The following is a 24838-nucleotide window of genomic DNA, read 5'->3' as shown; positions in this document are numbered from 1 at the left end:
CCGGCAATATCAAGTATTATAGGAGTAATGTCAACAAGAGAAAGGATTACAGTTATATCGAAAGAGGGTGAGAGCAATAGTTGCCTTAAAAACAAAATAGAGTGTTTCAATTCCCCTCATCCATCGGACGAGGGGAATTGAAACACTCTATTTATTGAATACGGGTTATCTGTATTATTATGGGGAAATGCAATTTAGAAACATCCGTAGCACGTCGGCAACAACTTACGGTCGCCCAGCGTGTTATCCACACGTGCCACATTTATCCAGAACTTGTTTTCGCGTACACTTTCTATCGGATAAGCTGCCTTTTCCCTTGTATAGCTGTGTTCCCAGTTATTGGCAACTACCTCATATTCGGGATGCGGGGCATTTATCAGAACGTTATCTTCCTTATCCGCTTTTCCTTCTTTCACTTCCTGGATTTCCCCCCAGATGGTCAACATCACGTTCACGAAGTTATCCAGTTCGGCAAGGCTTTCGCTTTCCGTAGGCTCTATCATAAGCGTGCCGTGAACGGGGAAGGAAAGGGTAGGAGCATGATAACCATAGTCCATCAGTCGTTTGGCGATATCGTTTTCGCTGATACCCGTCTCTTCGTGTACCTTGCGGCATTCCAATATCATTTCATGACCCACAAAACCGGTTGCGCCCCGATATACGATACCATACGTATCTTTCAGACAGGCTGCCAGGTAATTAGCGCTGAGAATAGCGATTTTGGTAGCACGTGTCAATCCTTCCGTACCCATCATACGGATATATCCGTAAGTGATAGGCAGAATACCCGCACTACCGAACGGAGCGGCAGACACCGTATTGGCAGGATTACCGAAAAGCGGATGTCCCGGCAGGAACGGAACCAGATGTTCCGCAACGCAGATAGGACCTACCCCCGGACCACCACCGCCATGAGGCGAAGCGAATGTCTTATGCAGGTTCAGGTGGCAAACGTCCGCACCGATAAAGCCGGGATTCGTCAGGCCAACCTGGGCATTCATATTGGCACCGTCCATATATACCTGTGCTCCGCAATCATGGATGATACGGCAGATTTCTACGATTTCAGTCTCAAAAATGCCGTGCGTGGAAGGATAGGTAATCATCAGTGCGGCAAGGTCGTCTTTGTTTTCTTCCGCCTTGGCACGAAGGTCATCCATATCCACATTGCCCTGTGCATCGCAAGCACAAGTTACGGTAGTGAAACCTGCCTGGATGGCAGATGCGGGATTGGTGCCGTGGGCGGAAGCAGGAATCAACACTTTGTTGCGGTGCCCCTGACCGATGTTTTCCAGATAAGCGCGGATAACTCGTAGTCCTGTATATTCACCTGCTGCACCGGAGTTCGGTTGCAGACTGACACCTGCAAAGCCTGTGATGACTTTCAGTTCTTCGCTAAGATTGTTTATCAATTCACGATACCCCTCTGCCTGATCCTCGGGAACAAGCGGATGCATGCACATAAATTCCGGACGGCTGAGGGGGAGCATTTCTGCCGCAGCATTCAGTTTCATGGTACAGGAACCAAGGGAAATCATGGAGTGGGCGAGGGAGATGTCCATACGGTCGAGACGCTTGATGTAACGCATCATCTCCGTTTCCGTATGGTATTTATTGAAGACCTCGTGTGTCAGATAGGAACTACGGCGCTCCAAAGCCTTGCTGATAGTGCTGCTAACGGGAATATCTTCTGTCTTTGTCCAGTCTTTACCGGCGGCAATGGCAAAAATGGAAAGCAGGACGTTGGCAGCAGATACATCTGTTGTTTCGTCGATACTCATACCTACATCTCCATTATGGAAATAGCGCAGGTTGACTTCTTTACTCAGGGCGATGGTACGTATCTGTTGTGCCGAAACGGTATCGGGCAATGCGAAACGCAGAGTATCGAAGTACTGGGCATTCACTTGCTTGTACCCCAGTTTATTAATGGTCTTCTCCAGATATGCAGCGATGCTGTGGATGCGCTCTGCAATGCTGTGGATACCTTCCGGTCCGTGATATACGGCATAGAAACCTGCCATTGTAGCCAGTAAAGCCTGTGCGGTACAGATGTTTGAAGTTGCTTTTTCCCGTTTGATATGCTGTTCGCGGGTTTGCAGTGCCATGCGGTAACAGAGCTTTCCATATTTATCTTTCGACCAGCCAATGATGCGTCCCGGCATATTACGTTTGTATTCATCGCGGGTGGCGAAGTACCCGGCAGACGGACCGCCGTAGAACATCGGCGTACCGAGACGCTGGGTGGTTCCGAATACGATATCGGCTCCCCATTCTCCCGGAGGGGTGAGTAAGGCTAGACTCAGGATGTCGGCAGCAACAGCTACTTTACAGTTTGCTGCGTGCGCTTTCTCCACAAAGCTACGGTAATCTTCCACATTTCCGCTTGCATTGGGATATTGCAGTACGCAGGCAAAGATGTCCGGAGTGAATTCCATTTCGGAATATTTTCCTGTGCGTATCTGGATACCCTGCGGAAGGGCACGCGTAGTCATTACTGCCAATGTCTGCGGGAAGATTTTCTCGTCCACAAACACAACGTTTGCACCGGACTTCTGCATATCGCGCGGACGCAAGGCATACATCATGGAGACGGCTTCGGCCGCAGCCGTCGCTTCATCCAGCAGTGAGCAGTTGGCAAGGGGCATACCCGTCAGGTCGCAGACGGCCGTCTGGAAGTTCATCAACGCTTCGAGGCGTCCTTGCGAAACTTCTGTCTGATAGGGGGTATATGAGGTATACCATACCGGATTCTCGAATACGTTCCGTTGAATAACGGCGGGGGTGATGGTGTTGTACCAGCCGAGGCCGATGTACGTAGTGTAAAGTTTGTTTTTGCAAGCCAATCGGGTGATGTGCTGTCCGAATTCATATTCTGTCATTGGTTCGGGCAATGCCAACGGTTCTTTCAGACGAATATTTGCAGGGATGGTTCTGTCTATCAACTCATCCAGACTGCTGACTCCTATTTTGTGGAGCATCTTTTCTTCATCTTTCTCGCTGATGCCGATATGGCGGCAAGCTAATAGGTCGCTTTTCATGATAGTATCTGTTTTTTAAGTTTATCTGAAGAATGGGTTTTCTGCCTTTTCAATGCCGATGGTAGTCGGTGCACCATGTCCAGGATAGACAATCGTCTCGTTGGGCAGAATGAACAGGCGGCTGCAAATATGCTCTTTCAGTTCGTCAAAATTGCCACCGGTGAGGTCAGCACGTCCGATACTTCCCTGAAAGAGTACATCGCCGGAGAACATACAATGGTCTTTGGCAGAATAATAAACCAGGCTGCCCGGTGAGTGTCCCGGCACGTGGATGGCTTCAAGTGTTGTGTTACCAAAGGTGATGATGTCTCCGTCGTGCAGGTATTGCCCTATTGGCGCCGGTATTTCGTTCCATTGGAAACCGAACATGCGGCTTTGCTTCGGAGCTTCGTCAATCCAGAATTCATCTGCCTTGTTAGCTTCCACCGGCAATCCGAATTCCTTGACCATATAAGCGTTTCCGAAGATGTGGTCCAGATGCAGATGTGTGTTGAGGAGGTGTTTCACGTTCAGTCCATTCTTTATAATGAAATTCTTCAACGCTTGTTTTTCCTCCTCATAAAAGCAGCCGGGATCTATCACGGCGGCTTCAAGGGTGTCGTCCCACAGAACATAACAGTTCACAGGGAACATATTAAACTCAAACCTTTTTATTTTCATGATAGGTATATGTTAGTCATTACTTTTGCAATCAGGGTACCGCGTAGACCACTTTTTTTGTTTCAAAGAATTCTTCGTGGAAGTAATCTTTCAGGTCGTACATCATGGTTTTGTGCTTGAAAGGCATAGCTTCGTTTGCCAGTTCACCACCTTTCAGGCAAATCAGTCCGTTGGGCAAAGCATTGTGCTGTTCAGGGGCAATGTTTTTGCGGATGATTTTCAGCAAATCCGCGAGTGGCATTACGGCACGGCTCACGACAAAATCGAATAATTGTTTCTCTTCCTCAGCCCGTGCGTGGCGGAAGGTAACGTTTTTCAGTCCTATACTGTTTGCAACTTCCGTGGCTACGCGTACTTTTTTGCCGATGCTGTCAACGAGGTGAAACTTCACTTCGGGAAATAAGATAGCAAGGGGAATGCCCGGAAAGCCACCGCCTGTGCCCAAGTCCATAATGCGGGTGCCGGGCTTGAAGCTAATGATTTTGGCTATGCCCAATGAATGAAGCACGTGGTGTTCGTACAGGTTTTCGATGTCTTTACGGGATATAACGTTTATTTTTGCATTCCAGTCCGTATAGAGGTCATAGAGGGATGCGAATTGCTGCTTCTGCGCCTCTGTGAGGTCTGGGAAATACTTCAGAATGATTTCCATTTTATTTAAATATTAAATTAAATACAAACTATTAAATATTTAATTATTAATTGCGAGCCGGAATTATGAATCTGCATAGGATTAATAATTAATAATTCATAATTAACACCCCTTTTTCATCGCTCAGCAGGTGCGACATAATCTCATAAGGTAAGGTGATTTCTACCGGCCCCATTACGTAGGGAGCGATTTCGTAGATATTATAATAGAAAGTGATGCCTTTGTCATCGAGATAAAAGTTTTCTGTAGGTTCCAGGTCACCGGTACTTGTGTAACCCATTTCCTCTACTTCCTGGCGTGTCGCAACTTTATTGTCTGCCATAAGTTGGTTCCACAATAAATCGGTGAGCGCTTCTTTATATTCCCCTACAAAAATATCATCCAGGCGTACGGGACTCAGCGTGCGCAAATCCATATTGAGGAAGGTGGACATATAAATGCCATGTGCGCCTCCGGTGAACTCATTATAATCGATGCGATAAACCAGCAAATGTTTCTTATAGAACTGTACGTGGCTTTCGATACCTTTATAATAAGAATACCACGCAAGTATGGAGGCGGAATCTTCTTTTTCCGCTTCATCCTTGGCATACATCGGTTCCAGATCTTTGAGGTAATCTTTGATGTAAGTTTCCTTGTAGAGTTTCACAGCTTCTTTGGGCTTCAGCGTCATGTACTTATCGCCGAAACAAGCAGAGAGGAAATAAGTGTTCAGACTATCTTTCAATTTTTCATCGGTCGACTTGCTGGCGTATGCAAAGTTGATGGTGATGTTACAACCGGGCTTTGCGGTATCTCCAAAAAGGTGTCCGACTTCGTTTACCTGTATACTATCGAACTCCAACGCGCCTGCGTTTTTGTTCACGGTGTTACCGCAAGAAAATAAAAAGCCACTTGCCGCAAGTAGAATGACAAGTAGGCTGACATATTGCTTTTTCATTTGGACTTTCTTCGTTAAATTCAACATTTCTCTTTCGATTCGCTATCGACAAATATAGAACATATTAACGAATAGAACATATAAAAAATGAAAAAATAATAGGCATGAATGCTTTTATCTGCCTATCTTTGCATTGGATATGAAGAGACTTCGTTACATATTGGCAGTTTTACTGTCCCTGACAGTTATCTATGCGGGGGCGGGAGTTTCTATTGTCCACTATTGTTGTGCCGGTTGCGAGACGGCGCAGGTATGTTGCACTCATGGTTGTGCCAAATGCCATAAATCTCATAAATCTTCTCATAAACCGGAAAAATCTTGCAAAGACGAAGGCTGTACGGCTACCTTTTATAAGGTAGACTTGGTGAAATACTCGTGCGAAAGCCCTGTAATAACCGTACCTGTCATCCAGCTTTTCTGCGAGGCATTGCCGGATTTCCAATGCTCCTTGCCTACGGGTGAATTGAAAGAGGTGTCATATGCCGTACCTCCGCATCCCGACAGTTCGAGGCAGTATCTGGCTTTATATTCTGTTCTCATTATTTAAAATCGATTGGCGTGCAAGAAGTGTTTCCCTTCTTGCCCGGTTCCATCCAAAGGTATATTTGAGCCGTATCCGGTCCGTACCTGCTCCGTAGTTTGTCCGTATCTAAGAGTACGGAGATGATACGGACGAGGTACGGACAAGCTACGGAGATACTATGGAGCCGCTACGGAGATTGTACGGACGGAATAGAGATTTTCTTTGTCCGGTCTCTTTTTAATTGATAGCTGGATAGTCTTGCAACCTTGTTGCACAGCATATATCCTATTTTTGTACCCTCTAATTAATGAATTCAGATATATGAAACATATATTTTTATTAGTATTTCTTTTCACTTTTCAATTTATACAGGCTCAGGTAACAGGTGTTGTAAAAGATGCTGCTGGTGAACCTATTCCGGGAGCCAATATCTTTTGGATGAATACCACTGATGGAGTAACTACCAACGAAGATGGCAATTTCTCCATCCATAAGCCTGCCCGCAGCCACATGCTCGTAGTTAGCTTTATCGGTTTTGAAAATGACACGATACATGTGGATAAAGCGAATCAGCACCTCGATATTGTGATTCGTGAGGGAGTGGAATTGAATGAAGTGAATATCGTATCCCGTAAACTGGGTACGATGAAATTGCGTACCAGTGTGATGAATGAAGATATGATTAGCAGTGCCGAACTGACGCGTGCAGCTTGCTGTAATCTGGGAGAGAGCTTCGTTACGAATCCTTCCGTAGACGTCAGCTACTCGGATGCGGCCACGGGTGCCAAGCAGATTAAATTATTGGGACTCTCCGGTACGTATGTGCAGATGATGACCGAAAACATTCCGAACTTTCGGGGGGCTGCTTCTCCTTATGGATTGGGTTATGTGCCCGGACCGTGGATGCAGAGCATACAGGTCAGCAAAGGTAGCTCGTCCGTAAAGAACGGGTATGAGTCTATAACCGGACAAATCAATGTCGAGTTCAAGAAACCACAATTGCCGGAAGCGGACTGGGTGTCGGCAAATCTCTTTGCCAGCAGCACAAACCGTTATGAAGCGAATGCGGATGCTACGGTGAAATTGTCGAAACGATGGAGTACTTCGTTGTTGGCTCACTATGAGAATGAGACGAAATCTCACGACTCTAATGATGATGGTTTTGTTGACATTCCACGTGTGGAACAGTATAATTTCTGGAATCGCTGGGCATATATGGGAGATAACTATGTATTCCAGGCTGGTGTGAAAGTATTGCAGGAAACGCGTAATAGCGGTCAGACTGCACACGGACAAGCTCCGTCTCACGACCTTTATGAGATAGGTATCAAGACGAATCGTTACGAAGCGTTTACCAAGAATGCCTATATATTCAATAAGGAAAAAAACACGAATCTTGCCTTGATTCTACAAGGAACGTTGCATAATCAGGATGCCACTTACGGGCGTAAACTGTATGATGTGGACCAAAGCAACTTTTATGCTTCGTTGCTTTTTGAAACGGAGTTCAGTAAGCAGCACAGTCTTTCTACCGGATTGAGTTTCAATTATGATGGTTACGACCAGCATTATCGGTTGACAAATCAGGTGGAAGATGGGCTAACGAAGAAGTTTGTTAAGGAATCCGTTCCGGGCGCATACGTTCAGTACACCTTCAATCTGAATGATAAACTGATGCTGATGGGGGGACTTCGCGGAGATTATAGCAGTGAGTACGGTTTCTTCGTTACACCGCGTGCGCACGTCAAGTATAATCCGAATGAGTATGTGCACTTCCGCGTGTCTGCCGGTAAGGGATACCGTAATACGCATGTATTGGCAGAGAACAATTATCTTTTGGCAAGTAGCCGTAAGGTGAAGATTGCTTCCCATCTGGACCAGGAAGAAGCATGGAACTATGGAGCAAGTGTATCGACTTACATTCCGGTTTTTGGTAAGACGCTGAATGTGAATGCAGAGTACTATTATACGGATTTCCTGAAACAGGTAGTTGTGGATATGGATAGTAATCCGCATGAAGTGGCTTTCTATAATCTGGACGGGCGTTCCTATTCGCAGGTGTTTCAGGTAGAAGCCAATTATCCATTGTTCAAAGGCTTCACTCTGACGGCGGCTTACCGTCTGACGGATGCAAAAACTACCTATAATGGTAAATTAATGGAGAAGCCACTTACTGGTAAGTATAAAGGCTTGTTGACTGCTTCTTATCAGACTCCTCTGGGTTTGTGGCAATTTGATGCTACTTTACAGTTGAATGGTGGTGGACGGATGCCTGAACCTTATGAACTGGCGGACGGAAGCCTTTCATGGGAACGGCGCTATGGTAGTTTCCAACAATTGAGTGCGCAGGTGACGCGCTATTTCCGTCGCTGGTCTGTTTATGTAGGAGGTGAGAACCTGACGAACTTTAAACAGAAAAATCCGATAATAGATGCTTCCAATCCGTGGGGAGAAAACTTTGATGCCACTATGGTGTGGGGGCCGATGCATGGGGCGAAAGCGTATATAGGGTTGAGATTCAACTTGGCAAGAAACTAGTCTAGCTACGAGCTACAAGCTACGAGTGACAAGTACCTTTCGGTGTGATAGCCGGGCGAAAATTATTCGTTCCTAGTATATAGCGTAGCCACTCGTAGCTTGTAGCTTGTAGCTCGTAGCTTAAAATATTATTAACCAATAAATAAGGAGGTATTTATGAAAACAAAGAGAATGATGGCTGCCCTTGTAGTAGCTTTATTGAGTGTAACGGCAGTAATGGCGAAAGACATCCGTACCGCTGTCTTCAAGGTTTCTCAGATGCACTGTGAGAATTGCGAAAAGAAAGTGAAGAACAACATTAAATTTGAGAAAGGAGTAAAAGAATTCTCTACAGACTTGAAAACGAAAACAGTTTCCATCACATACGATGCTGAAAAGACAAATGTAGACAAACTGAAAGATGGTTTCAAGAAGTTCAACTACGAAGCCGAATTTGTGAAGGAGACGAAGCAAGAGGACAAGAAGTAATCGAACAAACGACCTGTAGAGATTGTTTATAACACTGGGTAGAACACAAATTACGCGAATTATACGAATCTCCTTCGCGCTTGTAGCGAAACCTGCATTTGTGTGATTCGTGTAATTTGTGTTCTGTTTTTTCGGAACTTCTAAAAAACAATATATATATGGGTAATATAAAAAAACAGACGTTTCCTGTGCTGAATATGCACTGTGCAGGATGCGCCAATAATGTAGAAAAGACAGTTCGCAAGTTGGTGGGTGTTACGGATGCCTCGGTCAACTTTGCTTCCAACACACTGTCTGTCTCTTATGAGACGGATAAGCTGACACCCGGAGAAATCCGTGCTGCCGTGCTGTCTGCGGGCTATGACCTCATCATTGAGGAAGAGCATGCCGAAGAACGCCAGGAGGAAGAACAACATAAACGCTATCGACACCTGAAAGCGCGCGTGATAGGAGCGTGGATATTTGCTGTTCCCCTGTTGCTGCTTTCCATGGTCTTTATGCATATGCCTTATTCCAACGAGATACAGATGGTGCTGGCTATCCCTGTACTGGTGTTGTTCGGTACGCCGTTCTATACCGGTGCCTGGAAACAAGCACGTCTGGGACGCAGCAATATGGATACACTGGTTGCACTAAGTACATCCATCGCCTTTCTGTTCAGTGTCTTTAATACTTTCTTCCCCGATTTCTGGTATAGCCGTGGGTTGGAACCTCATGTCTATTACGAAGCTGCTGTTGTCATCATCGCCTTTGTCCTGACAGGTAAATTGATGGAAGAGCGTGCCAAAGGGAATACTTCTACTGCCATTCGTAAGCTGATGGGTTTGCAGCCCAAGATAGCCCGTGTAGTGCGTGATGGTAAGGAACAGGATATTCCTTTGGAACAACTGAACATAAACGACTTTGTCAGCGTCCGCCCCGGCGAGCAAATCCCCGTGGATGGTTTCCTGACCGAAGGTGACTCTTATGTGGATGAAAGCATGATTAGCGGCGAACCTATTCCGGTAGAAAAGAAGATTGGTTCACACGTATTGGCGGGAACCATCAACCAGAAAGGTTCGTTCATTATCCGTGCCGAGAAAGTAGGCGGGGAAACGGTGCTGGCGCGTATCATTCGCATGGTGCAGGAAGCGCAAGGTAGCAAGGCGCCTGTGCAGCGCATTGTGGACAAGGTAACAGGAATCTTTGTTCCTGTCGTATTAGGTTTATCCGTCCTGACATTCTTTATCTGGATGTTCTTTGGCGGTGTAGATATGCTTTCTCATGCTATGTTGTCGGCCGTTTCCGTGCTGGTGATTGCCTGTCCCTGTGCATTGGGATTAGCTACCCCTACTGCCTTAATGGTAGGCATCGGTAAAGCTGCCGACCATCATATCCTGATAAAAGATGCTGTTGCGCTGGAACAGATGCGGAAGGTGAATGTGGTTGTATTGGATAAAACCGGTACATTGACCGAAGGCCATCCCACTGTTACCGGTTGGCTTTGGGCACAGCCGCAGGAAGAACATTATAAAGATGTGCTTCTGGCAGCCGAACTTAAATCCGAGCATCCGTTGGCTGGTGCCATTGTCACCGCCTTGCAAGAGGGGGAACAAATCGTTCCCGCTACTTTTGATGGTTTTCAAAGCATTACCGGAAAAGGCATCAAAGTATCTTATCAGCATACTGAGTACTGGGCAGGCAGCCATAAACTTTTGAAGGATTATCATGCCACCCTTACCGATGTATTAGGCGAAATGTTGGCTCAATACGAGTCCGATGGCTGCAGTATCGTTTACTTCGGACGTGAGAATGAACTTCTTGCGATTGTTGCCATCAAAGACCAGATAAAGGCAACTTCCGTTGAGGCTGTCCGCGAACTCCGTAATCAAGGTATTGAGGTGTGTATGCTGACGGGAGACGGCGAGCGTACGGCTTCAGCAGTTGCTGCACGATTAGGCAACATCCAGTATATTGCCGATGCCTTGCCGGACGATAAAGAAGAATTTGTCCGCCAGCTCCAGCTTCAGAGAAAAACGGTTGCTATGGTAGGTGACGGTATCAACGACTCGCAGGCTTTGGCTTGTGCCGATGTCAGCATTGCCATGGGTAAAGGAACGGATATTGCGATGGATGTGGCGATGGTCACTCTTATGACTTCGGATTTGCTGTTGTTGCCGAAAGCATTCAACCTCTCCCGTCAAACGGTAAAGCTGATTCGTCAGAATTTGTTCTGGGCATTCATCTACAACCTGATAGGTATTCCTATCGCTGCCGGATTGCTTTATCCCATCAACGGATTGTTGCTGAACCCCATGCTGGCAAGTGCTGCCATGGCATTCTCCAGCGTATCAGTGGTGTTGAATAGTCTTCGCTTGAGATACTAACTATTTCTATATTCCAACGGACTCATCCCCATGTGCCTCTTGAAATACTTTCCGAAGAAAGAGGCGCTGGGGAAGTTCAGTGAATAGGCTATCTCCTGGATAGTCATATCTGTAGACTTTAACCGTGCTTTGACGTCAATGATTACTACATGCGAAATGATATCGAGCACATTTCTTCCTGTCACTTGCTTTACGGTGGTGCTGAGATGCTGCAATGAAATCCCCAGTTTGTCGGCATAGAATTGGGCACGCCGCTCGGTCATATAATTCTCAATAACCAGTTGCACGAACTTTTGGCAAATCTCTTCTTTACGGCTCTTGGCAAGAATGCTTTGAGGATGGCGGGCATAGAGGGTGTTTATCCCAAGCAGAATGCTGTGAAGCACACTTTGCGCCATTGCTGTACTGGTGGCAGTTGGGTGGGAGATGGATATACGTGTCAGCAATGCAAAATAATCCACGAAATAGGAGGCCACTAAATCGCTGACGCTGACAATAGGGTTTTCCCATATCTTGGAAAATGATCCCATAGTGGCTTGCAGCAGATTAATGCCATTGACACAATGAGAAGAGAAACCAACAAAGCAGAATCGTACCTTTTCTTTTTGCTCGTTGAGCTGTATAATAGTACCCGGCATCAGAATAACCAAATCGTTCTTTTTTATTTCATGTTCCATCAGGTTGATGGTTACTTTGATCGTTCCTTCTGTGCAAAGTGCAAATATACAAGCCTTCAATCGGCATGACTGGCGATAGAGGTTCAGAATATCTTCTGTAACGTCTCTCCATGCCAGCATTTCGACCGGCAAATCTACTTGTGGGAAGTTATGTTTCATCTTTATTCATTTTGCTGTCGGCAAATATACGATTTTATCCCTAAAATCTTAACTTTGCCCTCATGAAACTGAATATAACAGACTGGAATATCATTCCGTATGCCGAAGCGTGGACCCGGCAAACGGAGTGTTTTGATGCTCTTATCCATGCCAAGCAGGCGGGAGAGGAGTATGAGAATCATATCATTTTGTGCGAACATCCGCATGTCTACACCTTGGGGCGTAGCGGAAAAGAAGGAAACATGTTGCTGGGTGAAGAACAACTTCAGCGGATAGGGGCTACACTCTATCATATAGACCGGGGCGGAGATATAACTTATCATGGTCCGGGGCAATTGGTGTGTTATCCTATCTTGAATCTCGAAGAATTTTCTCTGGGATTGAAAGAATATGTTCATTTGCTCGAAGAAGCTGTTATCCGCGTTTGTGCTTCCTATGGTATTACTGCCGGAAGATTGGAGAAAGCCACAGGTGTCTGGTTGGAAGGCGATACGCCGCGTGCCCGAAAGATTTGTGCTATCGGCGTGCGTAGCAGCCACTTCGTCACCATGCACGGGCTGGCGCTAAATGTGAATACTGATTTGAGGTATTTCAGCTATATTAATCCTTGCGGATTTGTGGATAAGGGAGTGACTTCACTGCAACAGGAACTGAAAAGGGAAATACTGCTCAGTGAAGTAAAAGAGCATTTATGTGTAGAATTAAAAGACTTGCTCCGGAAATAAAAAACAGACCATCTATTTATGTGAAATAGATGGTCTGTTTGTATCAGATAGACGGTCTGTTTGAGGTTAACAGACCATCTGTTTTATTTCAGCCATTTGTCCAGCCATTCAAAGAATGTGCGCTGCCACAGAATGCCATTCTGTGGCCTCAATACCCAGTGGTTTTCATCCGGATAAATCAGCAACTCGGCAGGAACGCCACGCATTACTGCGGCATCAAATGCTGCCATAGCTTGGTTGGCAAGGATGCGGTAGTCCTTTTCACCGTGGATGCAGAGAATAGGTGTATCCCATTTATCTACGAACTGATGCGGAGAGTTGGCAAATGTGCGTTGTGCCACCGGATTTTGTTTTTCCCAGTATGCACCGCCCATATCCCAGTTGGCAAACCACTTCTCTTCTGTTTCCAGATATTGCATTTCCATATTGAAGATGCCGTCGTGAGCGATGAACGCCTTGAAACGTTTGTCATGATGTCCGGCAAGCCAGTAAACGGAGAAGCCGCCGAAGCTGGCACCTACACAACCGAGGCGGTCGTTATCTACAAACGGTTCTTTTGCCATTTCATCAATCGCTGTGAAGTAGTCTTTCATGCACTGACCACCATAATCTCCACTAATGGCTTCATTCCATTCCACACCGAAGCCCGGCAGACCGCGACGATTGGGAGCTACGATAATATAATCGTTTGCCGCCATAATCTGGAAGTTCCAGCGATAGCTCCAGAATTGGCTGACGGGACTTTGCGGACCACCTTCGCAGAACAGGAGGGTAGGATACTTCTTGTTCGGGTCAAACTGTGGCGGATAGATTACCCATGTCAGCATCTGTTTGCCGTCTGTAGTTTTCATCCAACGAGCTTCAACTTTACCCATTTCCAGTTGATCGTAAATCTGTTTGTTTTCAAAGGTCAGTTGTTTTGCCTCGGCAAAAGCATCACTGTTACGGGTAGCAGCTACAGCATAGATTTCATCACCCATACTCATGGAGTGGCGTAAAGCGATAATCTTATTACCCGCAAGGGCGAGCGAAGCATAATCATACATGCCGTCCGTCAGTTGCGTAACCTTATCATTGGCTGCCAGATCGATGTTGTAAATCTGTGTTTCACCATGCCATACGCCGATGAAGTAGATGCTCTTGGAATCCTTGTTCCAAAGGAAACCATCTACATTCGATTCGAATGCTTTGCTGACGAAACGTTTCTCGCCTGTCTCCAGGTTCATGATGAAGAGGCGGTTCAGGTCGGCTTCATATCCGTCACGTTCCATGCTTTGCCAGGCAATGTATTTGCCGTCGGGAGAATATTGCGGATTGGTGTCGTAACCTTTGTTCTCTTCGGTGATATTCTCTGTTTTCCCGGTGGCAAGATCATAGATATAAATATCCGAGTTGGTGGATATGGCATAAGCCAACCCAGTCTTCTTGCGGCAGGTATAAGCCACTTTGTCTCCTGCAGGGCTCCATGCCAGTTGTTCGATACCGCCCCAAGGTCTCATCGGACTTTCATAAGGTTCGCCTTCCAGTATATCCTTTATATTGCTGATGCCGTTTCCATCAAAATCGGCCACAAAAGGATGCGGGGCGCCGGTCACCCATTCATCCCAATGTTTATACATCAGGTCGGTGACAATGATGCCCGTTGCTTTCGGCAGGTCGGGATATTTCTCTGCGGTGCTTTGTTTGGTTTGCACCTGGGCGATGAAAAGTAATTTCTTGCCATCGGGAGAGAAAGAATAACCTTCGAGGTCACCATCATATTGCGTCAACTGCTTGCGTCCGCTGCCGTCAGGGTTCATTTCCCACAACTGGCTGCTGCCGCTCTCGTTAGAGAGGAATGCCAGTTTGGTGCCACCCTTTATCCAGGTCACTTCATTTTCCTGCCACGGGGTACGGGTGATTTGCTTGTTATCTGTTCCATCTGTGTTCATCACGAAAACCTCGCGGTTACTCTTGTTTTCCGGCACGCTGTAGTAAGCCACCGTGTAAGCGATTTGTTTTTCGTCGGGCGACACGGCAACACCGCCGATGCGTCCCATGGCCCAGAGAGCTTCGGGAGTCATGCGCTTGCCTTCAATCTTGATGTCCGACCGCTCGATAAGCGGTGCTCCGGCTTGCCCTGCGTCTTTTGTCCCGCCGCAGGCAGCCAATGTCATAGCTGCTGACATAAGCAATAAGTTTACTTGTTTCATATATGTTGTTCGTTACGGTTATTTGCAGCAAATATACAAATTATATGCGTTTCTCTTGCCATCGTCCCCGCTTAATATACCACCAGCAAAATATTAAGATAAAGAAGGAATAAACCATTTCTGACGTCCAGCACAGAGCTACATCCAGGCGTAAGTAAAGAATGATGTATGTGATATAGGCTACGTAAACAACCAGTGTCGCCAATTCCATTACCAATGCCGTACGCGTGTTACCCGTTCCCGATACTGACTGGAAATATACATTGGCAGGCACAAGCAGTAAGTAGGCTGAGCACATCACCCATAGCGAATGTACCGCTGCATCCTGTAAATCAGGCATATCCGTATAGATACCCAATATCAGTTTAGGGAAGAGCGAGAAGAACAATGCCAACGGCAATACGAATATATAGGCAATGCGTATATGCTGCCGGATGGTGCCCGCTACGCAATCCTTCTCACCGGCACCAATCAGGTTGCTGACCAGTGAGCCGCAAGTGGAGGCAAATGCCATCATCACCATGAACAATATGCCGGATACACTCCGGACAATGTTTGTAACAGCCAGCGACCGTTCTCCCAGATGTTCCACATAGAGAAAGAACAGAAACCAGGTGGACAAGGAGACGACATTTTGTATCATTGTCCAGAAGGAGACGTTCAATATGCGTTTCAGTACCTCATGGCAGAATTTAGGTATGCGATCCAGTCCATACTTGCGGCAGTCAATGCGGCTGCGAGTATAGAGGATGAAGAATACCAGTGAAACCAGTTCGGCAAGAGACGAGCCGATAGCTGCTCCGGCAATGCCAAGAGCCGGAAAACCGAATTTACCGAATATCAGTATGTAGTTGAAGACTACGTTGCTTAACACCATCACTACGGAGTTCAATGTCAATGTCTTCGTCTGTGTAGTGCCCAGGAAGAAGGCACGGAACATGACTGCGCTGAATGAGAAGAACGCGCCGAATACGCGCCAGTTCAGGTAACTGATGGCGGCTTCGTAAATGTGTTCCGAAGCTACAATACGCTTCAAAATCAACGGAGAGAGGAAGTAGGAGAGAAAGAACATGACTGCCGCCAATCCCACCTGGAAATAAATACCCTGATAGAACAGGTTTCCGATTTCCTTGTACTGGTGTTCGCCGTTGCGCCGTGCAATGAGTATCTGTGCTCCGATGCTGAAACCGAAAGCTGCCATGAATATTACCATGTAGAAGACACCTGCAATGGCAGATGCTCCCAGTTCCACTTCGCCTACCCGTCCCAGGAAAGCGGTGTCTGTCATACCTATCATTTGCTCCATTAGCAGGCTGATGAGGATGGGATAGGCTATCATCCATATCTGTTTGTTGGTGTATTTTGTTTTCATTTTCTTCTTTTCTTTCCGTTACTTAGTAATATTTGAAAATAAAGTGGTATAAATGAGCGTTTAATTTTCTCCAATAGGAGAATTTTTTTTCCCAATAGGAGAAAAAAAGGGCTGCACTATTCATATAGAGTACAGTGCAGCCCTTGTATTTTGTTAACTCGTTCCCTTGTCAACTCACCTCTTATTCTGTCTCTCTTTCAACAACTGTTCCTGTTGCTTCTGCATTGCCTCCAGGCGGGCGGCAAAGCCGGTTTTCTTAGCTTTCTTCGGGTCCTTCTTTCTTGCTTCGAGTTGGGCGAGAAGTTTCTCTTCATTCGTCGTCTTTCGCAGGATGATTGTGGTCACTACGCTGATTAACGTCGATATGAAGTAGTAATAGTTCAAACCCGAAGGATAACTGTTCAAGATGAACAACATCATGATCGGCATGAGATACGTCATCCACTTCATTGCTGCCATTTGCGGGTTGGCACCGGTGTCTTGTTGCTGCATCATGAACTTGGAGTTCAATACGTTCACAATCGTCATCAGTAAGCAGAACAAACTGAGGTGACTACCCAGGAACGGAATGTTGAACGGGAAGTTGATGAAAGCATCGTACGTAGAGAGGTCGTCAGCCCACAAGAAACTTTGTTGGCGTAACTCGATAGCACTCGGCACGAACATGAACAATGCAATCAGAACCGGGAATTGCACCAGCATCGGCAAACATCCACCCATTGGACTCACACCGTACTGGCTGTACAGTCCCATTACTTCCTGCTGTTTCTTCATCGCATCTTCCTGCTTGGGATATTTCTTGTTAATCTCGTCTATTTTCGGTTTCAACACACGCATCTTGGCGGAAGAGATATAAGTTTTCCAGGTAGCGGGGAATACGACTGCTTTCACAATCAAGGTCATCAGCAGTAATACGATACCCATGCTCAGTCCCCAGCCGGACAACCAGTCGAAGATGTTGATGGTGAACCATTTATTGACCCAGCGAATCAACGGCCAACCCAGATAAACCAGACGGTTCAATTCCCATTTTTCCTCGCGTCCTTTATCAAGTGCAGTCAGCGTCTTGTAATGGTTCGGGCCGAAGTAGAAGAACATTTGCGTTGCTTTCTGACCAGTCGGGTCGAAAGTCGTACTCATTTCAGCCGAGTAATCCTTGATATATCCGCTTCCTTCGCGTTCCATTTTAGAAACTAACTTCGTTTTCTCGAAGTCGGCATCTGCTATGAATACCGAGGAGAAGAATTGATTCTTGAAAGCAATCCAGTCAAGGCGTTCCGGCACTTCTTTTTCGTCATCCTTGTTGGCTGACAGATAGTCTGTGCCATTTCCTAAAAACTTGTAGGTCAATTCAGACAAACGGTTCTCGTATACATAACCTTTCTCAATCTGACGGGCACGTTGTGCCCATTCGATGTCGACGTAGTTATTGCTTGCTGCCAGCTTATCTGTCATACCTTTAGCTTCGATGCTGAAGTCCACCAGGTAAGTGTTGGGATGCAATGCATATTTGAAGTCTATATAACTTGCACTGTCGGCCGCCAAACGCATCGTTACGGTGCTGTCCGTACGGTGTACAGTGCTGAAGTAATAGTCTTTTGTCTGTATCGTTTCCTTCTTATTATAGAAAAGGAAATTCATGGAAACATCGTTTCCGGTGAATAGAGTTACAGGAGTTTTCTTGTCCTGTTCCATGTACTCTTTCAATACAGCGGAGAATATGGAACCGCCTTTAGTACTGAGGGTCAACTCTGCCAGATTATTCTGGATGGTAATCAGCGAATCCACTCCCTGGCGTGCATTGAAGAAGAGTGCTGTGGAGTCCACGGTTTCCACGTCTTTCTCATTTGCCAATGCTGCGTCCGCTTTGGCTTTCAGTGCTTCTTCGCGTTGCTGTACCAGCGCAATGGAATCGTAATAACGTTGCTGTGCCTCCAATTGCTCTTTGCTGGGGCGACTCAGAAAACTGAAGCCGACTAACAAAATGGCTATTAAAACAAGACCTGTAATGGTATTTTTATCCATGAATTTATTTACAATTTATCTATTTACAATTTACTATTTCGGGATTGCAATAATCTTATTTTTTTGCTTTTTCCTCAAAACTCTCGATGGCAGCTTTAATAAATGCTACGAACAACGGATGAGGTTTCAATACTGTACTGCTGTATTCCGGATGGAACTGAGTTCCAACGTACCATTTCAGTTTCGGTATTTCTACGATTTCCACCAGGTCGGACTCTGGATTGATACCTACACATTTCATGCCTGCAGCTTCGTATTCCGCTTTATACTGATTGTTGAATTCATAGCGATGGCGATGACGTTCCTGGATGTGTTCTGTTCCGTATGCTTCATAGGCTTTGCTACCTTTATGCAAAATACACTCGTAAGCTCCCAGACGCATGGTTCCACCCATGTTGGTAATGGACTTTTGCTCTTCCATAATGTCGATAACATTATGAGGAGTCTTTTCATTCATCTCACGTGAATCGGCATCGGCGTATCCCAATACGTTGCGTGCAAATTCAATAGCGATGCACTGCATACCCAGACAAATACCGAAAGTAGGAATATCATGCGTGCGCGCATATTTGATGGCAACGAACTTTCCGGCAATGCCACGTTCGCCGAATCCCGGGCCAATCAATACACCTGCCATTCCCTCCAGTGCTTCTGCAACGTTATCTTCGGTCAGCTTTTCGCTGTTCACATAGTCTACAGATACTTTGCGGTCATTGTAGGTGCCGGCCTGTGAAAGGGCTTCACGGATTGATTTGTAAGCATCCTGCAAGTCATATTTACCAACCAAAGCAATATGCAAAGGTTCCGTATCTTCTGCTTTATGACGACGTTCAAGGAAAGCACGCCACGGACCCAGTCCCGGGGTGTCGCCTACGGGCAGTCCCATTTTCTTCAATATTGTTTCATCCAGTTTCTGAGCCTGCATCAGGATGGGTACTTCGTAGATGGTAGGGGCATCAATACTCTGTACCACTGCATTTTCATCTACGTTGCAGAACAAAGCTACTTTCTTGCGAAGGTTGGTGCTCAGTTCGTATTCTGTACGCAATACCAATACATCCGGTTGGATACCTGCGCTTTGCAGCTCCTTGACGGAGTGCTGAGTTGGTTTGGTCTTCAATTCGCCGGCTGCTGCGAGGTAGGGTACATAAGTAAGGTGTACGCACAAAGCGTCACGTCCCAGCTCCCATTTCAACTGGCGGATACTTTCCAGATACGGCAAAGACTCGATGTCGCCCACTGTACCGCCGATTTCTGTAATCACGAAATCGAATTTATATTTGTTGCCCAGCAACTTCACGTTTCGTTTAATCTCGTCCGTGATGTGAGGAATTACCTGAATTGTCTTTCCTAAATAGTCACCACGGCGTTCTTTGTCGATAACGCTTTTATAGATACGTCCGGTCGTGATGTTATTGGCTTTGGTGGTCTGGATGCCCAGAAAACGTTCGTAGTGACCTAAGTCGAGGTCAGCTTCATGGCCATCTACGGTCACGTAGCATTCTCCGTGTTCGTAAGGATTCAGAGTACCCGGGTCAATGTTGATATACGGGTCAAACTTTTGGATGGTTACTTTGTAACCTCTTGCTTGCAGCAATTTACCGATGGAGGACGAAATGATGCCTTTACCTAATGATGAGGCAACGCCACCGGTGACGAAAATATACTTTGTTTCTCCCACAGCTATACTGTTTTTAATATTATTGTTTCGTTTGGTGTGATGTACACATTTGTGTATCTATCCGTCTACACGTGAGACTTAAAAAGCGCAAAATTACAAAAAAAAGAGGAAGTATATCAAGTTTCGGCGAAACAATTCTTAAAAAAAACTCGATTTCAGTGAAACTCCGTATCCGGCCATTGTTAATCTTTTCTTTTGCATTTCTATGTTTTCTAAACATTTTGCTTTACTTTTGCACTCAAAACATAGATTTTAGGGCGTTATGAAGAATAGACACTTAGCATTGTGGGCAATTGCCGCACTATTTTCTTCGTCGTTGATGGCGCAGAATTCGGTGAAGCCTGTTTTGAAGGCCGCGGAGAAATCGGCTACCGTACAAGCAGATACCTTGTCGGATTTGATGAAGCAATATTTTGTCTTAAAGTTGAAACCGGGAAGTAATACTCAACAGTTGGACACTGTTTCCATTTTGCATGAACAATATTTTGGAGTATTGAACTACCTGAATGACCCCTCTACTCCGGAGCGTTATATTGCAGAGAATCCTGATTATTACCGTTTATTCATTCCATTGACTTATTATAATTCTCCAATGGAGAGTATATCCAAGTTGGACTGGAAATTTCAGCCTCTCGACACGCTTAAGGCTCCCGTAAAGGAATTGTTGCCTTTTGATGAAAAGCTTTTCACATCAAAGAAACATGCTAATGAGACGGTGGATCGCGCGTTGTTGTACCTGTATGTGAATAATGACCCTCGTCATATTGTAGCGTGGGAAGATGAAATAATGCAGGTAAAAGCCTTCAGAGATAATATTGAGAAAGAGGTCTCTTCCAAACCTTCTGTAATCAAACTGTTTGCACAGGAGAGCATGGCTAATGTGAAAGAGGATGCGGAAGTGGTTATCCGTAAACCCAACTGGTGGGTGACGGGCGGAAGCGGTTCTTTGCAGATTACCCAGAACTATATTTCAGAGAACTGGTATAAGGGTGGGGAGAGTACGAACTCTTTCCTGGCCAACTTGCAGCTTTTTGCCAATTATAATGACCGGGAAAAGATACAGTGGGAAAACACTTTAGAAGCTAAATTAGGCTTTGGTTCAACTCCTTCGGACAAGTATCACGATTATCTGGTAAATACCGACCTTTTCCGTATATATAGTAAATTAGGTATTCAGGCTGCTTCCAATTGGTACTATACCATTTCTACGGAGTTTAAAACTCAGTTCTGTCATGGCTATAAGGCAAACAGTGAAAAACTGGTTTCTGCTTTCTTTGCTCCGGCCGACTTATCTACCAGTGTCGGTATGGACTATAAATTAAAGAAGAAAAAGTTCAGTCTTTCTGTCTTCATAGCTCCGTTGACCTGGACGATGCGTTACATCGGTAATAAGGACGTAAATGAGGTGGATTTTGGCTTGGAAAAAGGCAAAAGTGTGCGCCACAACTGGGGTTCGCAGATACAACCGACACTGAACTGGAAAATAATTCCTTCTATCGTGCTGGATTCCCGTCTGAACTATCTGACCAGTTATGAATGGACTCGTATAGAGTGGGAAAATACAATCAATTTCATTTTGAACCGCTATCTTTCTACAAAGCTATATGTACATGCCCGCTATGATGATAGTAGCAAGCCGACCACGGGAGACAGCCATTTCCAGGTAAATGAAATCCTGAGTTTCGGTATCAATTACAAATGGTAAATAATCATATTCAATCTTGAATTTTCCGCAAAAGAAATCCCGTTTGGTGTGTATCAAACGGGATTTTTTATAAGGTTATGAATTAATTTCGCTAACAGGTTAAAATATCATTTTGTCATTTCATGGAGGAAGATAAAGCAAAGTAAATGAAAAGTGGTGTTCTAAAGCAGATTTTTTTTGCTTATTCTGTGAAAAATGCAAAGAAAAATAGTTAAAACGGGAAAAAGTACGTTGGCGTACACATAAAAAAGTAGGCGAATGCCTTGCAGTTCACAAATAATGCGTAAATTTGCCGCAATTTGTAATGCACAGTTTGCAAAATGGCAGATATTATAAAACATCAAGGTATTGTGGAAAACATAAATGGTTCTCATGTGAAGGTGAGGATTGTCCAAACGTCAGCTTGTGCGGCATGTAGCGCTAAGGGACATTGCGCATCGGCTGATACCAAAGAAAAATTAATCGACGTGACCACCGGCGATGCATCTTCCTATCACCCCGGAGACCGGGTGATTGTCTTTGGAGAACTCTCCATGGGAATGACGGCAGTGTTGCTGGCTTTTGTAATACCTTTCTGTGTTCTGGTTATTTCCCTCTTTATATTCATGGCTATCTGGAATGACGAACTTCGCTCCGCGCTTTGTTCGTTGGCACTCCTTATACCTTATTATTATATATTATGGCTAAATAAAACACGTATGGGAAAGAAATTCTCTTTCTCTATAAAGCCGATAGACTGACTATAATACTTTAAAATGAATAATTAAATAAATAACTAATTTATGAATGTAATTCTGATTGCAGTGATTTCATTGGGAGCCATAGCGCTGGTTTCAGCCGCTATCTTGTATATCGCTTCCAAGAAATTCGCCGTGTATGAAGATCCGCGAATTGCACAAGTAGGAGAGGTATTGCCTCAAGCAAATTGCGGTGGATGTGGTTATCCGGGTTGCAGCGGTTTTGCCGATGCTTGTGTAAAGGCAGGTTCGTTGGATGGTAAGTTCTGTCCGGTAGGCGGGCAACCTGTAATGACGCAAATAGCTGAAATCCTTGGTTTGGATGCTACCGCTGCCGAGCCTATGGTTGCAGTGGTGAGATGTAACGGAACCTGTGCCAATCGTCCTCGTACTAATATGTACGATGGTGCAAAGAGTTGTGCTATTGCAGCTTCTTTGTATGGTGGCGAAACAGGTTGTAGTTTTGGATGCCTGGGCTGTGGCGACTGTGTAGAAGCCTGCCAGTTCGATGCTATCCACATGAACCCCGAAACAGGGCTTCCGGAAGTGGACGAAGCTAAGTGTACGGCTTGTGCGGCTTGCGTCAAGGCTTGTCCGAAGAACATCATCGAAATTCGTCCGCAAGGCAAGAAGTCACGTCGTATCTACGTGCAGTGTGTAAACAAAGACAAGGGCGGCATAGCACGCAAGGCTTGTACGGTTGCTTGTATCGGCTGTGGCAAGTGTGTGAAAGTTTGTCCGTTCGAGGCCATTACTCTGGAAAATAATCTGGCTTATATCGACCCGATTAAATGTAAATCATGTCGTAAGTGCGAAGAGGCTTGTCCGCAGAACACGATTATCGCACTCAATTTCCCGCCGCGCAAGCCGAAGGCAGAAGATGCCGCTCCCAAAGTGGTTGAGGCTTGAGCTGACAAGGGAATGAGTTGACAAGGAAGTGACGTATTAAGGAGTAGTAATCTCCTTGTGTCTTGTCCCCTGATGCCTTGTCCCCTAAAATAAATAAATAATAAACGACTAAAAATACAGAATTGTATGTTGAAGACATTTTCAATCGGTGGTGTTCATCCACACGAAAATAAACTTTCAGCACATCAGCCCATCATCAAGGCGGAAGTTCCTGCCAAAGCTGTGATTCTGCTGGGACAGCACATCGGTGCGCCTGCAAAACCGGTTGTGGCTAAAGGAGATGTGGTGAAAGTCGGCACAAAGATTGCCGAAGCCGGTGGTTTCGTATCCGCAGCCATCCACTCGTCTGTCAGCGGCAAGGTTGCCAAAATCGATACAATTATCGATGCCAGTGGTTATCCGAAACCTGCTATCTTTATTGATGTAGACGGTGATGAATGGGAAGAAAGCATTGACCGCACTGAAACATTGGTGAAGGAATGTACTCTTACATCAGAAGAAATTGTGAAAAAGATTGCCGATGCTGGTATTGTAGGTTTGGGTGGTGCATGTTTCCCTACTCAGGTGAAGCTCTGTCCGCCACCTGCATTCAAGGCTGAGTGTGTCATAATCAATGCCGTGGAGTGCGAGCCTTATCTGACTGCCGACCACCAGTTGATGTTGGAGCACGCTGAAGAAATTATGGTGGGCGTATCCATCCTGATGAAAGCGGTAAAGGTGAATAAAGCATTTATCGGTATCGAAAATAATAAGCCCGATGCTATCCAGTTGATGACGAAAGTGGCATCCAGCTATGCAGGCATCGAGGTGGTAGCTTTGAAGGTGCAATATCCGCAAGGAGGTGAAAAACAGTTGATCGATGCTATTACCAACCGCCAGGTGGGAAGTGGTGCACTGCCCATTTCTACAGGTGCAGTGGTACAGAATGTAGGTACTGCATTTGCTGTCTATCAGGCTGTACAGAAAAATAAGCCATTGTTTGAGCGTGTGATTACTGTGACCGGCAAATCAGTGGCAAAACCTTCCAACTTCCTGGCACGTATTGGTACGCCGATGAAGCAGTTGATTGATGCTTGTGGCGGTCTGCCCGAAGATACGGGTAAGATTATCGGTGGTGGCCCGATGATGGGTAAAGCACTGGTGAATACGGATGTCCCGACTGCCAAGGGCAGCTCCGGCATTCTGATAATGAATCAGAAGGAGGCTAAGCGTGGTGAAATACAACCCTGCATCCGTTGTGCGAAGTGCGTGGGCGCTTGTCCGATGGGGCTGGAGCCTTATTTGCTGTCGGCACTTGCCGAACACGCAGAATTCGAGAGAATGGAGAAAGAAAGAATTATGGATTGTATCGAGTGTGGTTCTTGCCAGTTTACCTGTCCTGCCAGCCGTCCGTTGCTGGACTACTGTCGTCTGGGTAAAGGCAAGGTAGGAGCGATCATCCGTGCACGTCAAGCTAAAAAATAACGAA

Annotated in this window: 18 protein-coding genes; 9 read left to right on the top strand and 9 right to left on the bottom strand. The window is 45.7% G+C overall.

The window, feature by feature from the left end; genetic code table 11:
* Positions 1–194 precede the first annotated feature (194 nt).
* The 4 genes from gcvP to QZ135_RS11180 all read right to left on the bottom strand — a co-directional run bounded on the left by gcvP (position 195) and on the right by QZ135_RS11180 (position 5293).
* Positions 195–3041 carry an aminomethyl-transferring glycine dehydrogenase gene (gene gcvP / locus QZ135_RS11195; protein ID WP_294608992.1) on the bottom strand — a complete coding sequence of 949 codons (2847 nt, stop codon included), beginning with the start codon at positions 3039–3041 and terminating at the stop codon, positions 195–197.
* A gap of 21 nt (positions 3042–3062) precedes the next feature.
* A complete protein-coding gene (locus QZ135_RS11190) occupies positions 3063–3701 on the bottom strand; it encodes an MBL fold metallo-hydrolase (RefSeq protein WP_294608990.1) in 639 nt (212 codons plus the stop codon).
* 31 nt (positions 3702–3732) lie between these two features.
* Positions 3733–4353 carry a 16S rRNA (guanine(527)-N(7))-methyltransferase RsmG gene (gene rsmG, locus QZ135_RS11185; RefSeq protein ID WP_294608988.1) on the bottom strand — a complete coding sequence of 207 codons (621 nt, stop codon included), beginning with the start codon at positions 4351–4353 and terminating at the stop codon, positions 3733–3735.
* 88 nt (positions 4354–4441) lie between these two features.
* Complete coding sequence (locus QZ135_RS11180; RefSeq protein WP_294608986.1) at positions 4442–5293, bottom strand: DUF3298 and DUF4163 domain-containing protein; 852 nt, start codon at positions 5291–5293, stop codon at positions 4442–4444.
* A gap of 139 nt (positions 5294–5432) precedes the next feature.
* On the opposite strand from QZ135_RS11180, the gene QZ135_RS11175 reads away from it, so the two are divergent.
* The 4 genes from QZ135_RS11175 to QZ135_RS11160 all read left to right on the top strand — a co-directional run bounded on the left by QZ135_RS11175 (position 5433) and on the right by QZ135_RS11160 (position 11188).
* Complete coding sequence (locus QZ135_RS11175; protein WP_294608984.1) at positions 5433–5840, top strand: hypothetical protein; 408 nt, start codon at positions 5433–5435, stop codon at positions 5838–5840.
* Positions 5841–6137: 297 nt separating this feature from the next.
* Positions 6138–8354, top strand: a complete 2217-nt coding sequence (locus tag QZ135_RS11170) for a TonB-dependent receptor (protein WP_294608982.1) — start codon at positions 6138–6140, stop codon at positions 8352–8354.
* Positions 8355–8510: 156 nt separating this feature from the next.
* Entirely contained in the window at positions 8511–8822 is a 312-nt protein-coding gene (locus QZ135_RS11165) for a heavy-metal-associated domain-containing protein (RefSeq protein ID WP_294608980.1), read from the top strand.
* Positions 8823–8980: 158 nt separating this feature from the next.
* Positions 8981–11188, top strand: a complete 2208-nt coding sequence (locus QZ135_RS11160; protein ID WP_294608978.1) for a heavy metal translocating P-type ATPase — start codon at positions 8981–8983, stop codon at positions 11186–11188.
* Here QZ135_RS11160 and QZ135_RS11155 read toward each other — a convergent pair.
* A complete protein-coding gene (locus tag QZ135_RS11155; protein WP_294608976.1) occupies positions 11185–12024 on the bottom strand; it encodes a helix-turn-helix domain-containing protein in 840 nt (279 codons plus the stop codon). The genes QZ135_RS11160 and QZ135_RS11155 overlap by 4 nt on opposite strands.
* 62 nt (positions 12025–12086) lie before the next feature.
* Here QZ135_RS11155 and lipB point away from each other — a divergent pair, with 62 nt between their 5' ends.
* The gene (gene lipB / locus QZ135_RS11150) at positions 12087–12749 is read left to right on the top strand and encodes a lipoyl(octanoyl) transferase LipB (RefSeq protein ID WP_294608975.1); all 663 of its coding nucleotides are present in this window, start codon (positions 12087–12089) and stop codon (positions 12747–12749) included.
* Positions 12750–12832: 83 nt separating this feature from the next.
* Here lipB and QZ135_RS11145 read toward each other — a convergent pair whose 3' ends face one another.
* From QZ135_RS11145 to QZ135_RS11130, 4 genes are all read right to left on the bottom strand, one after another.
* A complete protein-coding gene (locus QZ135_RS11145; protein WP_294608973.1) occupies positions 12833–14941 on the bottom strand; it encodes a S9 family peptidase in 2109 nt (702 codons plus the stop codon).
* A 40-nt stretch (positions 14942–14981) separates the two neighbouring features.
* Entirely contained in the window at positions 14982–16313 is a 1332-nt protein-coding gene (locus tag QZ135_RS11140; RefSeq protein ID WP_294608972.1) for an MATE family efflux transporter, read from the bottom strand.
* A gap of 174 nt (positions 16314–16487) precedes the next feature.
* Positions 16488–18338, bottom strand: coding sequence for a membrane protein insertase YidC (gene yidC / locus QZ135_RS11135; RefSeq protein ID WP_294608971.1), 1851 nt, complete (start codon positions 18336–18338; stop codon positions 16488–16490).
* Positions 18339–18393: 55 nt separating this feature from the next.
* Complete coding sequence (locus tag QZ135_RS11130) at positions 18394–20019, bottom strand: CTP synthase (RefSeq protein ID WP_294608970.1); 1626 nt, start codon at positions 20017–20019, stop codon at positions 18394–18396.
* 262 nt (positions 20020–20281) lie between these two features.
* On the opposite strand from QZ135_RS11130, the gene QZ135_RS11125 reads away from it, so the two are divergent.
* The 4 genes from QZ135_RS11125 (at position 20282) to rsxC (ending at position 24834) form a co-directional block, all read left to right on the top strand.
* Positions 20282–21724, top strand: a complete 1443-nt coding sequence (locus QZ135_RS11125; protein WP_294608968.1) for a DUF3078 domain-containing protein — start codon at positions 20282–20284, stop codon at positions 21722–21724.
* Between the two features lie 320 nt (positions 21725–22044).
* A complete protein-coding gene (locus QZ135_RS11120; protein ID WP_294608967.1) occupies positions 22045–22464 on the top strand; it encodes a SoxR reducing system RseC family protein in 420 nt (139 codons plus the stop codon).
* A 42-nt stretch (positions 22465–22506) separates the two neighbouring features.
* A complete protein-coding gene (locus QZ135_RS11115) occupies positions 22507–23370 on the top strand; it encodes a Fe-S cluster domain-containing protein (RefSeq protein ID WP_294608965.1) in 864 nt (287 codons plus the stop codon).
* Between the two features lie 126 nt (positions 23371–23496).
* Positions 23497–24834, top strand: coding sequence for an electron transport complex subunit RsxC (rsxC, locus tag QZ135_RS11110; RefSeq protein ID WP_294608963.1), 1338 nt, complete (start codon positions 23497–23499; stop codon positions 24832–24834).
* Positions 24835–24838: the final 4 nt, after the last annotated feature.

Source organism: uncultured Bacteroides sp. (genome assembly GCF_905207245.1).
Lineage (GTDB): Bacteria > Bacteroidota > Bacteroidia > Bacteroidales > Bacteroidaceae > Bacteroides.
This window is presented reverse-complemented; position numbering and strand designations above follow the sequence as displayed.

Coding starts and splice junctions, on each gene's coding strand:
- gcvP (WP_294608992.1), bottom strand. CDS start 3,041: ATGAAAAGCGACCTATTAGCTTGCCGCCATATCGGCATCAGCGAGAAA.
- QZ135_RS11190 (WP_294608990.1), bottom strand. CDS start 3,701: ATGAAAATAAAAAGGTTTGAGTTTAATATGTTCCCTGTGAACTGTTAT.
- rsmG (WP_294608988.1), bottom strand. CDS start 4,353: ATGGAAATCATTCTGAAGTATTTCCCAGACCTCACAGAGGCGCAGAAG.
- QZ135_RS11180 (WP_294608986.1), bottom strand. CDS start 5,293: ATGAAAAAGCAATATGTCAGCCTACTTGTCATTCTACTTGCGGCAAGT.
- QZ135_RS11175 (WP_294608984.1), top strand. CDS start 5,433: ATGAAGAGACTTCGTTACATATTGGCAGTTTTACTGTCCCTGACAGTT.
- QZ135_RS11170 (WP_294608982.1), top strand. CDS start 6,138: ATGAAACATATATTTTTATTAGTATTTCTTTTCACTTTTCAATTTATA.
- QZ135_RS11165 (WP_294608980.1), top strand. CDS start 8,511: ATGAAAACAAAGAGAATGATGGCTGCCCTTGTAGTAGCTTTATTGAGT.
- QZ135_RS11160 (WP_294608978.1), top strand. CDS start 8,981: ATGGGTAATATAAAAAAACAGACGTTTCCTGTGCTGAATATGCACTGT.
- QZ135_RS11155 (WP_294608976.1), bottom strand. CDS start 12,024: ATGAAACATAACTTCCCACAAGTAGATTTGCCGGTCGAAATGCTGGCA.
- lipB (WP_294608975.1), top strand. CDS start 12,087: ATGAAACTGAATATAACAGACTGGAATATCATTCCGTATGCCGAAGCG.
- QZ135_RS11145 (WP_294608973.1), bottom strand. CDS start 14,941: ATGAAACAAGTAAACTTATTGCTTATGTCAGCAGCTATGACATTGGCT.
- QZ135_RS11140 (WP_294608972.1), bottom strand. CDS start 16,313: ATGAAAACAAAATACACCAACAAACAGATATGGATGATAGCCTATCCC.
- yidC (WP_294608971.1), bottom strand. CDS start 18,338: ATGGATAAAAATACCATTACAGGTCTTGTTTTAATAGCCATTTTGTTA.
- QZ135_RS11125 (WP_294608968.1), top strand. CDS start 20,282: ATGAAGAATAGACACTTAGCATTGTGGGCAATTGCCGCACTATTTTCT.
- QZ135_RS11120 (WP_294608967.1), top strand. CDS start 22,045: ATGGCAGATATTATAAAACATCAAGGTATTGTGGAAAACATAAATGGT.
- QZ135_RS11115 (WP_294608965.1), top strand. CDS start 22,507: ATGAATGTAATTCTGATTGCAGTGATTTCATTGGGAGCCATAGCGCTG.
- rsxC (WP_294608963.1), top strand. CDS start 23,497: ATGTTGAAGACATTTTCAATCGGTGGTGTTCATCCACACGAAAATAAA.